Annotated in this window: 13 protein-coding genes; 1 reads left to right on the top strand and 12 read right to left on the bottom strand. The window is 65.9% G+C overall.

Annotated features, from left to right (window positions below):
- Position 1 precedes the first annotated feature (1 nt).
- The 9 genes from KDW55_RS14170 to KDW55_RS14130 all read right to left on the bottom strand — a co-directional run bounded on the left by KDW55_RS14170 (position 2) and on the right by KDW55_RS14130 (position 10165).
- Positions 2-1324 carry an MFS transporter gene (locus tag KDW55_RS14170; protein ID WP_069243256.1) on the bottom strand — a complete coding sequence of 441 codons (1323 nt, stop codon included), beginning with the start codon at positions 1322-1324 and terminating at the stop codon, positions 2-4.
- An 11-nt stretch (positions 1325-1335) separates the two neighbouring features.
- Positions 1336-2574 carry an MFS transporter gene (locus tag KDW55_RS14165; protein WP_212160365.1) on the bottom strand — a complete coding sequence of 413 codons (1239 nt, stop codon included), beginning with the start codon at positions 2572-2574 and terminating at the stop codon, positions 1336-1338.
- A complete protein-coding gene (locus tag KDW55_RS14160; RefSeq protein ID WP_212160366.1) occupies positions 2571-3851 on the bottom strand; it encodes an MFS transporter in 1281 nt (426 codons plus the stop codon). Before KDW55_RS14160 ends, KDW55_RS14165 begins: the two co-directional genes overlap by 4 nt.
- A complete protein-coding gene (locus tag KDW55_RS14155; protein ID WP_040140711.1) occupies positions 3848-4894 on the bottom strand; it encodes an amidohydrolase family protein in 1047 nt (348 codons plus the stop codon). Before KDW55_RS14155 ends, KDW55_RS14160 begins: the two co-directional genes overlap by 4 nt.
- 10 nt (positions 4895-4904) lie before the next feature.
- Positions 4905-6056: a porin gene (locus KDW55_RS14150; protein ID WP_212160368.1), complete on the bottom strand. Its 1152-nt coding sequence runs from the start codon at positions 6054-6056 to the stop codon at positions 4905-4907.
- A 46-nt stretch (positions 6057-6102) separates the two neighbouring features.
- A complete protein-coding gene (locus KDW55_RS14145) occupies positions 6103-7482 on the bottom strand; it encodes an MFS transporter (protein WP_040140715.1) in 1380 nt (459 codons plus the stop codon).
- 86 nt (positions 7483-7568) lie between these two features.
- Positions 7569-8498, bottom strand: a complete 930-nt coding sequence (locus KDW55_RS14140; protein WP_059544477.1) for an SMP-30/gluconolactonase/LRE family protein — start codon at positions 8496-8498, stop codon at positions 7569-7571.
- Positions 8499-8519: 21 nt separating this feature from the next.
- The gene (locus KDW55_RS14135; protein ID WP_040140719.1) at positions 8520-9467 is read right to left on the bottom strand and encodes a hydroxyacid dehydrogenase; all 948 of its coding nucleotides are present in this window, start codon (positions 9465-9467) and stop codon (positions 8520-8522) included.
- A complete protein-coding gene (locus tag KDW55_RS14130; protein WP_209822802.1) occupies positions 9467-10165 on the bottom strand; it encodes an RraA family protein in 699 nt (232 codons plus the stop codon). The genes KDW55_RS14135 and KDW55_RS14130 overlap by 1 nt, the downstream gene beginning before the upstream one ends.
- A gap of 165 nt (positions 10166-10330) precedes the next feature.
- On the opposite strand from KDW55_RS14130, the gene KDW55_RS14125 reads away from it, so the two are divergent.
- Complete coding sequence (locus tag KDW55_RS14125) at positions 10331-11044, top strand: IclR family transcriptional regulator (RefSeq protein WP_040140723.1); 714 nt, start codon at positions 10331-10333, stop codon at positions 11042-11044.
- 13 nt (positions 11045-11057) lie between these two features.
- On the opposite strand, the gene KDW55_RS14120 is transcribed toward KDW55_RS14125, so the two are convergent.
- The 3 genes from KDW55_RS14120 to KDW55_RS14110 form a co-directional block, all read right to left on the bottom strand.
- Positions 11058-11567: an OmpA family protein gene (locus KDW55_RS14120; protein ID WP_040140725.1), complete on the bottom strand. Its 510-nt coding sequence runs from the start codon at positions 11565-11567 to the stop codon at positions 11058-11060.
- Between the two features lie 84 nt (positions 11568-11651).
- The gene (locus tag KDW55_RS14115) at positions 11652-12920 is read right to left on the bottom strand and encodes a diguanylate cyclase (protein ID WP_040140727.1); all 1269 of its coding nucleotides are present in this window, start codon (positions 12918-12920) and stop codon (positions 11652-11654) included.
- Complete coding sequence (locus KDW55_RS14110; protein ID WP_212160369.1) at positions 12917-13624, bottom strand: YfiR family protein; 708 nt, start codon at positions 13622-13624, stop codon at positions 12917-12919. The genes KDW55_RS14115 and KDW55_RS14110 overlap by 4 nt, the downstream gene beginning before the upstream one ends.
- Between the last annotated feature and the right edge of the window lie 375 nt (positions 13625-13999).

Here is a 13999-nt window from a genome sequence, read left to right as displayed (position 1 = left end):
ATCAGATGGTCCCCGTCTTGCCGACCAGCTTGTCGGACGCATGATTGCGCGTGAGCAGCAAAAGCGTCGCGACGCTCAAGAGCGTGAGGATCGCGAGCGGCATCAATGCCAGCGCGTAGCTGCCCGTCGCCGACTTGACCCATCCGTACACGTTCACCATCAGCCCGCCGCCGAGCAGGTTCGCGATCGCATTGACCGTCGCAAGACCGGCCGCCACGGTACTGTTGGACAGCATGTCGGTCGCGAGCGCCCAGAACGGCCCCTTGAACGAATACGCGCCGACCAGCACTGCGCAGAGCATGCAGATCGTCGGGAGCAGCGATCCGCTCAGCGACGTCGCGAACAGCCCCACGCCGATCAGCAGCATCGGCACGACCGTGTGCCAGCGCCGTTCGCCGACGCGGTCGGAGCGCCGGCCCCAATAGACCATCAGCACCGAGGCTACCGCGTACGGCACCGAATTCAGCAGGCCCGTCTGCATGACGGTCAGGCCGAACGACTTCAGCAGTTGCGGCTGCCACACGGACAGCGTGCTGCCTGCCGCGGACGCACACGTGTCGACGAGCGCGAGGCACAGCACGTAGCGATTGCGGAACAGCTGCGCGAGCGGGAGCGACGGCACCTTCTTGCGTGTCTTGTGGCCGGCGGCAAGCGCGCCCGAAAGCCACGCACGCTCGTCGTCGTCGAGCCACTTCGCGTTCTCCGGCTTGTTCGTCAGCATGAACAGGCATGCGACGCCGAGCAGCACGGTCGGAATGCCTTCGAGGATGAACAGCCAGTGCCAGCCACGCAGGCCCCAGACGCCGTCCATCTGCAACAGCAGCGCGGAGATCGGCGAACCGATGAAACTCGCGGCCGGAATCGCGACCATGAACGTCGCGACGATCCGCGCGCGATACTGCGCGGGAATCCAGTACGACAGATAGAGCAGCACGCCCGGGAAGAAGCCCGCTTCGGCGGCGCCCAGCAGAAAGCGCAGCACGTAGAACGACGTCGCGTTGTGCACGAGCGCGGTCGCCGCCGACACGATGCCCCACGTGATCATGATCCGCGCGATCCAGATCCGTGCGCCGTATTTCTGCAACGCGAGATTGCTCGGCACTTCGAAAAAGAAGTATGAAATGAAGAACAGGCTGCTTCCGAAGCCGAAGACCTTCGCCGACATCCCGAGGTCCTGGTTCATCTGCAACGACGCCATCCCGACGTTGCCCCGGTCGATGAAGGCAAGCAGGTAGCAGATCATCAAAAAGGGAATGAGCCGCCAGACGACCTTTCGTACGGTCCGGCGCTCGATCGCGGACGTTTCCATGAAACCGACTTGCATGTTGTCTCCGTTTATTGTGCGCCTGAGCGCGTTCCCGTGAACCGTTGCCACGCGATGATCGAAATGACGCCGCAGGCGAGCACGACGGCCATTGCCGCGAATGTGTGCCGCACGCCCAGCGCCTCGGATGCGCTGCCGACGAGCAGATAACCGAACGGCATCGTGCCGTTGTAGGCCATGCCGTACATCCCGACGAGCCCGCCGCGCACGTGTTCGGGGCACCGGCGCTGAATGGTCGCGTTCGTCGACGTGGCCGCGAACGTGAGGCTGAAGCCGAGCGCATAGAACGCGGGAATCGATCCCGCCGCATCGGTCGTCGCAGCCAGCACGGCCAGCGCGCCGATTGCCGTCCACGGTGCATACGCAATGAACCGGTGCGACGCGCGCGGCCCCCACGCCGACGACAGCAGCACCGCCGCGCTCAACGAGCCCGCGCCGGCGCAGGCGAAGAACACGCCGGTAAAGCGCGCCGCGTCGTGAAAGCCCTGGTCCGCGAGCAGCGGCACGAGCGTCTGGTAGCTGCCGGCAAACAGGCCGATGCACGCGAGAATCGGCAGATAGCGCGCCGAGAACGCGTCGGACAGCACGTAGCCGACCGCGTCGCGCAAACCGCTCTCCGCGCGCGCTGGGCGATTCACCGGCGCGGCCCGGATCGACCGCACGCACGCCGCCATGAAGCACAGCGCGAGCGCGTAGATGGCAAACGACGTTCTCGGGCCCAGCGCCGGATAGACGAATCCGGCGATGGTCGGGCCGACCATGCGCCCGACGTTGTAGACCATCGTGTTCATCGCGACCGCATTGGAGGTGTGCGTGGCGTCCTGCAGGCTCGTCAGCAGCAGCACCTGCCGCGCAGGCGCCTCCACCGCGCTCGACACGCCGATCGCGAGCGCATGCGCAAGGATCAGCTTCACCCCGAGCATGCCGAGGAGCGACAACGTGAAGAGGCTGCCCGTCAGCACCAGCGACGTCGTGAGCACGCATAGCGTCACTCGGCGCGCGTTGGCCGAGCCGATGCGCGACCCCGCCACCGGCGCGACGATCAGCTGCGGCCCGTACAGCAGAAAGTTGAGCAGCGCCAGGATCGCCGCCGATCCGGACAGGTGATAGATCAGCAGATTGAGCGTGACGTTTTGCGTCCAGCTGCCGAGCACCGACGCGACCTGCCCGCTCAGATAACGCCGCAGCGATGCCTCCGTCAGCGCTGGAAACAGCCTGTTCACCCAACCCGCTTGCGTTGCCACGTTCATGACAGCGCCTTTCCACGGGTTTCGGGCGCGAACAGCACGACCGCGGCCGCGGCGATGAACGCGACGATCGTCGTCGCGAGCCCGAGCACGAAGCCTCCGGACGTCGACGCCAGCGCACCGATGATCAACGGCGCGATGAAGCCGCCGAGCCGGCCGCCGTTGTACGCGAGGCCCATGAAAAACCCGCGCGATGCGGTGTTGCCGATGATCTCCGCGAGGAACGGACCGGCGCCCGCGAAGATGCCGTTCACGCTGAAGCCGGTCAGGAAGATTGCGGTCATCAGCAGCAACGGATTTGCCGACACGATATACACGCCGACGGCCATCGCGCCGACCAGCAGATAGGCCAGGAACATCGGCCGCCGGCCGAGCCGGTCGACCCATGCCGAGAACAGCAGAAACCCGGCGATCGCGCCGAACTGCAGCGCCAGCACGAACTTCAGGCTATGCACGAAATCGAGGTGCTTCACCGCGACGAGGAACGTCGGCGTCCACGTGAATACACCCCAGTAGAGGTACTGCAGAAAGAAGATGAAACAGAAAGCGGTGAAAAGTCCACGCACGTTCAGCTTCTCGCGACCTGCCGTGTCGAGCTGGCGGCCCTGTGCCTTCGCGTTTCTGCGTTCGAGCCAGATCGGCGATTCCGGCGTCTTGCGCGCGACCCAGAACAGGATGAAGAACGGCGACGCGCCGATCAGGAACAGCAGACGCCAACTGTCGCCGGTCAATCCGCCATGCGCGGAGCCGACGATGCCCGAGATCGCGATCGCGAGAATCGCGCCGACCGGCAGGCCCATCTGCATCAGCGCACCGCCCTTGCCGCGCCGGCTCGAATGCCAGGTTTCCGCAATGAGCGCCGCGCCGGCGGTCCAGGTGCCGCCCATGCCCAGCGCGCCGAGAAAGCGCAACGCGGCGAACGAGTGCGCGTCGGGCGCAAATGCGATCAGGCCGGAAAAAAGCGAGTAGATGCCGATGCAGAGCAGTGCGGTGCGCACGCGCCCGATCCGGTCCGACACGAAGCCGAACAGAATGCCGCCGACGATCTGTCCGGCCGCCGTGACGCTGGTGAAAATGCCGAGCTGCGCCTTGTTCAATCCGAACTGCAGCGCGAGCGTCGGCAGCAGCAGCGAAAGCAGAAACGAGTCGTAGCTCTCGAACATCCAGCCGAGCCCCGCGAGCGACAGCGAACGCCACTCGGTACCGGTCACGCGCGTGAGGCCTTTTTCAGCGGCTGCGGATTCCATCTCTGGTGTCGCCAAGGTTGCAGTCGTCTTCATGGGTTGTCTCCGGGAATCGCGATGCGATACGTCGATGCAGCCGTCCGGCTGAACAGCGCGGCCCTTTCGTCGGCCGACATCGCGGACGCAAGGCGTTTGAAGGCGTTCCACAGCACGCGATAGCTGAACATCCCCTTGTCGACGGGGAAGTTGCTTTCGAACATGCAGCGATCGACGCCGAACAGTTCGACGCACGTGTCGAAATACGGCTGCCACGCCGCCGCCAGTTCCTGCGACGACGGCGGCAGGTCGCGCGCGGCGAAGTCCGAGCCGAACACGGTCATGCCCGCGCCGCCAAGCTTCATGCACGTGTTCGGCAACGCGGCCAGACGCGCGAGTTGGCGTCTCCATTGCGCATGGACTTCCTCGCGCCGGCCGGCATGCGGGCCCACGCCGAGCGGACCGCCGAAATGGTCGATGACGACGGTGACGTTCTCGCATGCGCGTGCGAGTTCATACAGGTCGTCGAGCTGCGTGTGATAGACCCACGCGTCGAGCGACAGCCCATAGCGGCCGAGCGTCATCACGCCCTGCCTGAAAGCGGGATTCGACATACGGTCGCGCGGCGGCGTAACCGGGCTCGATCGCACGTCGGGGCTCGCATGCCACGCGAGCGGATTGCGGATCCCGCGCAGCCGGCCACCCGAAACCGCCAGCATCGCGTCGAGCACTGCATCGAGTTCCGCGCCGAGCGACAGATCGGCGCCGCCGACGATGGCCTCGCAGCAGCGCGTTGGGCCGTATGCGCCGCTTGCGAACATCGCGGCGACGCCTGTCGCGAATTCCACTTCGCCAACCGGCTTGAACGCATCCGGCCCGCCGGCGCGCAACATCGAGCGGCACTGCACATAGACCGTCGATACGACCCGATGCCCGCTGCGCACGTCCGCGCCGAACTCGTCCGCGAGATAACGCCCGGTCTGGCGGTCCCACAGGTGATGATGGGCGTCGACGATCGCAAGCGCGGGTTCGAGTGCCGGCTCGTCGCGCAGTGCGAGCCACTCGGGCCGGACGGGAAGATGCGGTGCGTGAACGGTCTGCATCGCGCTCGCCTCAGAACTTCTGGCGCATGCCGATCACCACGCCCGTCTGGTTGTGATCGGGTGCGACCGTGCCATAGCCGTTCACGCCGAGCGCGGAGCCGCCCCTGTTGCGCGCGAAGCCCGCCGTCGCATAGATATCGGTGCGCTTCGACAGCAGATAGTCCGCACAGAGCACGGCGAGCCACGGATCGGCGCTGGTCGAATGCACGTCCTGGTAATAGGCGGTTGCCGTGACCACGAACGCCGGCGACACCGCGTATTGCGCGCCGGCCCAGTACAGGTTCGCCGCGCTGGCTTCGGCGCCGTTCGCGACGCGAATCGGATTTGCCGGCAGGAACGCGTTCGACGCGTGGAGGTAGCGATAGCCGGCGAATCCCTTCACCGGTCCGATTGCATACGACGCGGCCGCCGTCGCGCGACGCTCGGTGCCCGTGTTCGTCGCGACGGTGTTGCTGTTGCGCTGCTCGTACGACACGCTTGCGGCGAGCGGTCCTTGCGCGAAACTCAGCGCGCCGCTGAAGAAGCGGCCGGTGAGTTGCGCGCCCGGCACCTCGGCGCCGTACCCGGTGTCGTAACGGGTGCTGTACATCGCCTGCGCGGTCACCGGACCGAACACGCCGGTGTACTTCGCCGAATTGTCGATACGCGCGGCCGCCGCGTAGTCGAGCGACAGCACCGAGTATCGCGACGACGCGCCCATCGGGTCGAACGCGACGGCCTGTTCGTAGAAGAGCGAGTTCTGGCGGCCGAACGTCAACTGCTGACCGCGGTACGACAGCCCGACCCACGCCTGCCGGCCGAAAATCCGCGACGTCGTGGCGGCGTTCGAACCGAGGCCTTTCGTCGACTGCGCGGACGTGCCGTCATTGATGTTGAAGCCGTTTTCCAGCTGGAAAATGGCCTTCATGCCGCCGCCGAGATCCTCGACGCCCTTCAGTCCCCAGCGCGAACCGGACAGATTGCCCGACGCTTCGCGCGTCTGAGCGCCGCCGGTACTCGTATTGTTGATGTGCTCGATGCCGACGTCGGCAATGCCGTACAGCGTGACGCTGCTTTGCGCATGCGCGGCGCCGCACCACAAGGTCGCGCTCGCGACGGTGACGGCGCCGAGCGCGAAACGGGATTTCGGGCGGGCATTCTGACTGGCGTGATTCGACAACATGGAGTCTCCAAACTGTTTTTTGTAGGCGGAACTGACGAAGGAAAATTCACGACTCGCGAGCTGCGGGCGCTTCGCCGGCGTCCGAACCCGGATCGCCGAGCCATGCAATGGTCAACGCGCCGAGCAGCAGCACACCGGACACGGCGACGAGCGGCGCGGTAAAGCCGCCGGAGAACTGCTTGAGCGCGCCGATCATCGACGGCCCGACGAAGCCGCCGAGATTGCCGACCGACACGATCAGCGCGAGTCCGCCCGCGGCGGCCCGCCCGGTGAGGAATCCCGACGGAATGGCCCAGTACGTCGCCTGGAACGCGAGGATCCCGCTCACCGCGACGCACAGTGCGATCAGCTTGAAGGCCGGCGCATGAATGAAGGCGCTCGCGCACAACGCCACGGCCGCGACGGCCAACGCGCTTGCGACATGCGGAATGCGGTTGGCCGCACGATTGGCGACGCGCGCCCACCAGAGCATCGCGCCGGCACCGATCGCATACGGAATGGCCGTCAGCCAGCCGACCACCGCATGTTCGACGCCGAACTGCCTGATGATCTGCGGCATCCACAAGCCGACGCCGAGCGAGCCGACGATCCCGCAGAAGTTGATGAACGCGAGCACGAACACGCGCCAGTTCGTCATGGCGTCGCGCAGGTTGCTGCCGTGCTTCGCGCCGATGTCGCGCTGCTCGAACGCGAGGCGCTTCGCGAGCGACGCCTTCTCTTCGTCACTGAGCCACGCGGCTTTCTCGGGACGGTCGGCCAGCACGAACAGGCACGCGATGCCGAGCATCACTGCAGGAATGCCTTCGATCAGCAGCAACCACTGCCAGCTGCGCAGCCCATGCAGGCCGCCGAGCTCGAGCAGCGCACCGGAAATCGGCGAGCCGATCATGTTTGCGACAGGAATGCCGACGAGAAATGCAGCCGTTACCTTCGCGCGCCATTTGCCGGGAAACCAGTGCGTGAAATACAGATAGATGCCGGGCGTGAATCCCGCCTCGGCGAGCCCGAGCAGAAAGCGCGCAGCCGCGAAGCTCGTCGGTCCGACGACGAACGCCGTCGCCATCGAGAACAGTCCCCACGTGATCATGATTCTCGCGATCCACACGCGCGCCCCGACCTTCTGCATGATCAGGTTGCTCGGAATCTCGAACAGGAAATAGCCGATGAAGAACAGTCCCGCACCGACACCGAACTGCTCGGCCGTGAGGCCGAGATCCTTGTTCATCGTAAGTGCGGCAAAGCCGACGTTGGTCCGGTCGAGATAACTGATTACGTAGCAGACGAAGATGAACGGCAGAATGCGCCGGAACGCCCTGGCGAGCGTGCGCTCGCTGGCCGCGTAATCGTCGCCGGCCAGACGCTCTGCGGGTTGCGCGTCGGCGCGCGGTGAGTCGTCGCCGGCACGCAGCACGTGCGAAACGGTCATGCTTGTCTCCTTCGTCGCGCAGCTGACGGCGCGATCTTTCGGCATGCTGGCGGGACGCCGACCAGCGGCGTCCCGGCTCGCGGGTTTCAGTCCTTCTTCGCCGCCAGGTTCGGCAGCGGACCGGCAATGCTCATATCCGCTTTCAGCACTGAACCGGACGTCGATTCGGTAATGAAAAGCGTCTTCATCTCCGGGCCGCCGAAGCACACGCTCGTGAGCGACGCGCCTTTCGGCCCGGTCAGGATCTCGACGGGCTCCGCGCAGTGGTTGAGCACCCACACGCGGCCGAGCCCCGGATTCGCGACGAACAGGCGGCCTTCGAGATCGACGGTGATGCCGTCGGGGCCGCTCGGTCCGTATGACGTGAAGAACTGACTGACCTTGGTGACCGAGCCGTCGGCCTGCAGCGGCATGCGCCAGACGGCATTGCCGCGCGTCATCGCGACGAACAGCACCTTCTCGTCGCGCGACAGGACGAGCCCGTTCGGGCTCGGGCAGGTGCCGATCAGCATGTCGAGCTTTCCGTCTGGCGACAGCCGATACACGCGGCCCGTCGGATCGTGCAGCCCGGTCTGCCCCTGGTCGGTGAAATAGATGTTGCCGGCCGAGTCGAACGTCAGGTCGTTCACGCCCTTGAAGCGCTCGGTGTTGCGCCGCTCGAGGTACGGACGGACTTCACCGCGCTCGATATCGAGCAGCATCAGGCCGTTCCGGTAGTCGGTGATGATCAGGTGCGATGCATCGAAGCGCTTCATCCCGTTGGGCTCGCCGTCGTATTCGGCAACGAGTTCCCAGTCGCCCGACGGCGAAATGCGGAAGATGCGCCCGTGCGGAATGTCGGTGACGAACAGATAACCGTCCGGATCCCAGACGGGCCCTTCGAGAAAGGAATCCGTGACCATTCCGCCGCGGTTCGCGCGCGCCCATTCCGTGCGGACGTCCGGCTTGCGGAACTTCTCCGGCATGCGCGTGAATACGTCGGCTTCGCGCACTTGCGGACTCGTCAGATAAAACATGCTTACCTCGATGTTCAGCGTTCAGGCCGCGCTGTGCGCGCGTTCGTCGAGCACCGCGAGAATGTTCGCAGCGGCGCCCTTCCCCATGTTCACGTATGCGGCATCGCTCACGCCGCCGATATGCGGAGACAGAATCACGTTGGGGATCCGCTGGAACGGGTGCGGCGCCGTCATCGGCTCCACGTCGAAGCTGTCGAGTCCCGCCGCGTGCAATTGACCGCTCGTCAATGCGTCCACGAGCGCGGCTTCGTCGATCAAGCCGCCGCGTGCGGTATTGACGAGAATCGCCCCGCGCTTGAAGCGCGCGAGCGTGTCGCGGTTGAGCATCCGGCGGTTGTCGGCCGTCAACGGACAATGCATCGACACGACGTCCGACTCCGCGTACAGCGTGTCGAGCGGCACCAGCTTCACGCCCGCGGGCGCTTCGTTCGCGAACGGATCGAACGCGAGTACCTGCATGCCGAACGCCGCGCCGATCGCGGCCACGCGGCGCCCGATCGCGCCGAGCCCGACGAGACCGAGCGTGCGGCCGTCGAGTTCGATGGACTTGTGCGTGGACTTGTCCCAATGGCCTTCGCGCATGCGGACATCGAGCTGCGGAACCGACTTCGCACACGCGAGCAGCAGCGCCCACGCGTGCTCGGCTACGGCGGCCGCGTTCGCGCCGACAGCGGCTCGCACCGCTATACCGCGTGCGGCGGCAGCGTCCTGATCGATCACGTCGATGCCGCTGCCGTGTTTCGAAATCACCTGCAGGTTTTCGGCCGCATCCATGATGCGTGCGTTGATCTTGCCGTACCGGACGATGATCGCGACCGGCTTGTGCCGCGTGCAGAGCGACACGATGTCGTCCTCGGTCGGTTGCTTGCCGGCGAACACGACGTCGAACTGCGCCAGCATCTCGAGCGCTTGCGGCGCGAGGTCGGCGGCGGTCACGAGGACCACGGGCTTGTGCGAAGCGGCCAGCATCACAGCACCTCGTCTTCGGCCAGCATGCCCGCCGCGCGCAGTTCCTTCTCGATCCAGCCCGGACGAAGATCGCCCTTGTGAATCGCCGCAATACGCGCGGTCTCTACGTCGAGCTTTTTCTGCGCGAGATCGACGATGCGCGCAACGTCGGCGCGCGGAATGACGACGACGCCGTCGGCGTCCCCGACCACCAGGTCGCCCGGATTGACCGCCGCGCCGCCCAGCGAAATCGGTGCATTCACGCGTCCCGCGATGCTTTTGGTCGGCCCGCACGGATTGAGGCCGGCCGAGAAGATCGGGTAGTCGCCGTTGGCCAGTTCGTGCGCGTCACGTACCGCGCCATCGATCACGATGCCGGCGATGCCGCTCGCCTTCGCCTGCGCCGCCATGATTTCACCGAGCAGCGCGCACGAGATGTCGCCCTTGCCATCGACGACGACGACGTCGCCCGGCTTCGCGACGGCAAGCGCCGCATGGATCGCCAGGTTGTCGCCCGCGCGAACTTCGACCGTGATCGCGGGGCCGGCAACCTTCATCGTCGGCGACAGCGGGCGCACACGGCCATGCACCGTGCCGCGGCGGCCGGCGACGTCGGCCAGGATCGCGGCTTGATAGCGCGCGGCGGCCTGAACCAGTTCGGGCGGCACGCGCTCGATGTCGCGATTGATCGGAGAAGGGCTGATGGATGGCTTGCTCATGATTCGACCTCGGGTTGAGCGTTGTACTCTGTACAACACTGGTGTACATGGTGAAATCACTATAACCATCAGGCGTGCACGATGACACTGGCGTTTACCCTTTTACGTGGTAAACCAGCGTTTTACTCTGTACAATATCTGGAGAGAATCGACGGGAGAGACAGAATGGGAAACGACGGGGTCGTTGCCGTGGAAAAGGCGCTTTCGCTGCTGGACTGCTTCAAGCCCGGCGCCGAATCGCAGTCGCTTGCGATGCTGTCGCAGGCATCCGGCATGCACAAGACGACGGTCTATAGGCTCATGAATTCGCTGGAGCGAATGGGGTATGTCGTGCGCGCGCAATCCGGCAACTATTCGCTTGGACACCGCGTGCTGTACCTCGGCAAACTGTACGAGCAGTCATTCCATCTGTCCACGGTAGTCGAACCGGCGCTGCACGCGCTGGCCGCGCTGACGAAAGAAAGCGCGTCGTACTACGTGCACGACAACGGGCAGCGGCTTTGCCTGTTTCGCGCCGAGCCGTCCGAAGGCCTGCGTGAAACGCGGCTCGCGGGGACGATGCTGCCGCTCGACGACACGGCCATCAGCCATGTGATCCGCTTCTGGGGACTCGGCGAACCGATTTATGACACGCCACCCGCACTGCCCCTTTTCACCGCCGGCGCGCGCGATGTGCACACGGCAGCGTTCGCGGTGCCGATCTTTGGTGCAGGCGACAAGTTCATGGCGGCGCTGACGCTTTCCGGTCCCGCGTCTCGCCTCAGCGTCGCGCACGAGTCGGGGGAACTGGATCGGCCGCAACTGGACGCAGCGGCCGATCTATCCCGCAAGCTCGGCGCGAGTGTCGCGCTCTGCGAGAACATCTACGGCTCACGCTGAACGACGATACCCGTCACCTCGGCGAAACCACGATCGCCGCCCGCCGATTCTGCATTCTTCCGGCCGGCGTGCGGTTATCGCCGACCGGATCGCTCTTCCCCTTGCCGACGATCGAAATCCGCTTCCCGTCCAGCCCCGCATCGACAAGCTCACCGGCCACCACCTCGGCCCGTCGCCGGGACAACTCCAGGTCGTAAGCCGCCTCCCCTTCCTGATCCGAATACCCGTACACCCGGACCCCGTTGATTTCCGCCGACTTCAACGTCCTGCCGATCCGCTCGACGATCCGCCTGACATCCGGCTTCAGGTTATACCGATCGAAGTCGAACAGGATCGGCCCGGCCGAACCGAACTCGAAACCCTGTTCGGTCTCGTGAAACCCGGCCGACTTCAGCGCCGTGACCTGCGTCTGCGTGAGCCCCCGATGCAACGGCGCCGTCTTGCAGCCGACAAGCAGCACGCACAGCAGCACCGCGCCCCCGACGCCCATCCTCCCAATGCTCATTGGCAACGAGCTTTTCATGATCGCGTCCCCTTCGTGCGCCCGCGTCGCGTGCGCTTTTTATCCCGCAGCTGCGGCCTCGTCCGCAGCGCGAAACGATTGCCATCAAACTCGCCCGGCAACACCTTCCGCCAGTTGCCACGAACCCGGCCGCGCTCGCTTGGCGCGGTACATCGCGGCATCCGCCGCGCGCAGCAGACCGCTCGCGTCCGACGCGTGATCGGGATACAGCGCAACGCCGACACTCATCATGGTGGCCACCATGTGTCCGTCGGACAGCGCGATCGACGGCGCCATGCCGGACAAGATCTCGTCGGCGATCCGGCACACGCTGTCCGCTTCGCGCACGCCGGCCAGCATCACCGCAAACTCGTCGCCCCCGAGCCGAGCGACCAGATCGGTCTCGCGCACCTGCGTGCGCAGCCGCGCCGCGACGCCAACCAGCACCGCATCGCCGGCGTCGTGGCCGAGGCCGTCATTGATTTCCTTGAAGCGATCGCAATCGAGATACAGCACGGCGACCCGCTGCCCCGTCACCACGGCATCGCACAACGCAACCGACAGACGCGACTCGAACTGCGCGCGATTGGGCAAACCGGTGAGCGCGTCGTGCGTTGCCTTGTGCTCGAGCGATGCGTTCTCGTCGCGCAGCGTGTTCTGCCATTCTTCGAATTCGTCGAGCAGCGCGTTGAAGTCGTCGCCGAGCTGGTTCAGCTCCGCGATCGCCACCGGCTCCACGCGCCGTGCGAACGCACGCTCGCGCCGCACGGCGTGCGCGACGCCGGCGAGCGCGCGCAGCGGCGCGACGATGTTGTGCAGCAGCCGCTTCGAGCTGATGTAAGCGCCGAACATACTGACGACGAGGCAGCCGAGAATGCCGCCGATGCCGCCGACCAGGAACCCGAAGAACTGGTGCCCGCGGCCACGCACGATGACCTGACCGACGACGATACCGTCGTGCATCACCGGAACGGTCGCGGGCCCCGGCAACACGAGACCGGCGACGCCGCGCTCGAGGCTGGCGATTCCGCCTCTGGCCGGCAGCTTCCACGTCGCGAACAGTTGCCCGTTGCCGTCGACGACGACGATCTGCGCGACGTCCTCGTCGCCGGCGATCGTCGCGATCGCCTCGTTCGCCGCGACGCGGTCCCCGAACACGAGCGCCGCCTCGACCGTATAGCCGAGCGAGCGGGCAAGCAGGTTCAGATTGTTGCCGGCATAGGCGCGCAACGCGATCACGGCCACGACGATCAGCGACACGGCGGCCATCGCGACCGCAACGAACGCGAGGCGCAGGTGCGCACGGCGCAACACGCTTTGCAGCGTCGGGCGCGGCACGCGTGACGGGGCAACGGGGGGCGCGGAACGTGTCATGGCGTCACCGGTCGCCGCGCGAGGCCGAGCACATTGGGATGAACGCGCACGCCGCTGCGCTCGACCGCATCCAGATTGACGTCGAACGTCACGCGCTCGCCTTCTACGGTCAGACAAAACATGCTGCCGGCCGTGCAGGACGGATCGTGCTCGTCGATGGTCAGGACCGGATGGCCCGCCAGCGCCGCGCGCACGCGCGTTCGCTCATCGCTGCCGAGCGCGCCGAGATAGACGACGTCGCACTCGCCGCCGAGTGCCGGATCGTCGGCGCGCACACGCCGCGTATCGATCGCCATCGAACCGGCTTGCAACGTGTCGGTGAGGCCGCTCGCGTAGCCGGTTCTGCCGGTCACGCACAGACGCAGGCGACCGGACGTGGTCGGCCAGCGCGTGAAACTCACGATGCCGAGCACGACCTGCCGCACGGCGGAGTCGTGTGACGAAAAGGCTGGGCCGGCGGGATTGGCGGGGGTCGTGGTGCCGGCGAATTGCATCGGCTCGACCGGATCGCCGGCATCGGCGGGTGCGCCTGCGAGGACGCCGCGGGCGATGCTCAGAACGCAAACGATTGCGACGAACGCGTGACGCAGCGTGGCGGCTCGGCCCTGTGGGCCGGACGCCTTGCGGGCAGCGATTGCCGCCGCGCACGCTGGCGTCGATGCGACTGCAATACCCGCAGCCGCCGCGCACACGCTCGCGTCCATGATGAAGACATTCTGTTGCAGTGGTTCCGGTGCTGCGCCCTGCCAGCCATGCGCGTGCAGCGACCGTATCCCGCGCACAGGTCCTTCAATCTTAGATAAAAATTCGCATCCCAAACCAGTGGGATACACCCGCGAATAGCGCGGAAAAATCTGCTGAATCGGGAACGCTGCACGTGACGCTGATTCTGCGGCGACGACGTCGATCGGCGAGCCGGTTGGAAACGTCGATGCGCCAGCGTCATGCATTCGTCGGCGGCGATTTGCCGAATCTACAGCGCGGGCCGTACATCAATGCCGAAACGTGCGCACGCGGCTGCCCCGACTGACCCGAACGATCCCGATTCGTCGTGCGCGGGCCACCTGCACCATGTCGTC

It is taken from the genome of Burkholderia sp. AU19243 (genome assembly GCF_018148075.1).
Classification (GTDB): Bacteria; Pseudomonadota; Gammaproteobacteria; order Burkholderiales; family Burkholderiaceae; genus Burkholderia; species Burkholderia latens_A.
Note: the sequence above shows the minus strand (reverse complement) of the source record. Positions and strands in the feature narration are given on the sequence as shown.

What these genes read in the sequence shown, in the direction of transcription:
- KDW55_RS14120 (WP_040140725.1), bottom strand. Translation starts at nt 11,567, where the DNA reads ATGAAAAGCTCGTTGCCAATGAGCATTGGGAGGATGGGCGTCGGGGGC.
- KDW55_RS14160 (WP_212160366.1), bottom strand. Translation starts at nt 3,851, where the DNA reads ATGAAGACGACTGCAACCTTGGCGACACCAGAGATGGAATCCGCAGCC.
- KDW55_RS14125 (WP_040140723.1), top strand. Translation starts at nt 10,331, where the DNA reads ATGGGAAACGACGGGGTCGTTGCCGTGGAAAAGGCGCTTTCGCTGCTG.
- KDW55_RS14170 (WP_069243256.1), bottom strand. Translation starts at nt 1,324, where the DNA reads ATGCAAGTCGGTTTCATGGAAACGTCCGCGATCGAGCGCCGGACCGTA.
- KDW55_RS14135 (WP_040140719.1), bottom strand. Translation starts at nt 9,467, where the DNA reads ATGCTGGCCGCTTCGCACAAGCCCGTGGTCCTCGTGACCGCCGCCGAC.
- KDW55_RS14140 (WP_059544477.1), bottom strand. Translation starts at nt 8,498, where the DNA reads ATGTTTTATCTGACGAGTCCGCAAGTGCGCGAAGCCGACGTATTCACG.
- KDW55_RS14165 (WP_212160365.1), bottom strand. Translation starts at nt 2,574, where the DNA reads ATGAACGTGGCAACGCAAGCGGGTTGGGTGAACAGGCTGTTTCCAGCG.
- KDW55_RS14150 (WP_212160368.1), bottom strand. Translation starts at nt 6,056, where the DNA reads ATGTTGTCGAATCACGCCAGTCAGAATGCCCGCCCGAAATCCCGTTTC.
- KDW55_RS14115 (WP_040140727.1), bottom strand. Translation starts at nt 12,920, where the DNA reads ATGACACGTTCCGCGCCCCCCGTTGCCCCGTCACGCGTGCCGCGCCCG.
- KDW55_RS14130 (WP_209822802.1), bottom strand. Translation starts at nt 10,165, where the DNA reads ATGAGCAAGCCATCCATCAGCCCTTCTCCGATCAATCGCGACATCGAG.
- KDW55_RS14110 (WP_212160369.1), bottom strand. Translation starts at nt 13,624, where the DNA reads ATGGACGCGAGCGTGTGCGCGGCGGCTGCGGGTATTGCAGTCGCATCG.
- KDW55_RS14145 (WP_040140715.1), bottom strand. Translation starts at nt 7,482, where the DNA reads ATGACCGTTTCGCACGTGCTGCGTGCCGGCGACGACTCACCGCGCGCC.
- KDW55_RS14155 (WP_040140711.1), bottom strand. Translation starts at nt 4,894, where the DNA reads ATGCAGACCGTTCACGCACCGCATCTTCCCGTCCGGCCCGAGTGGCTC.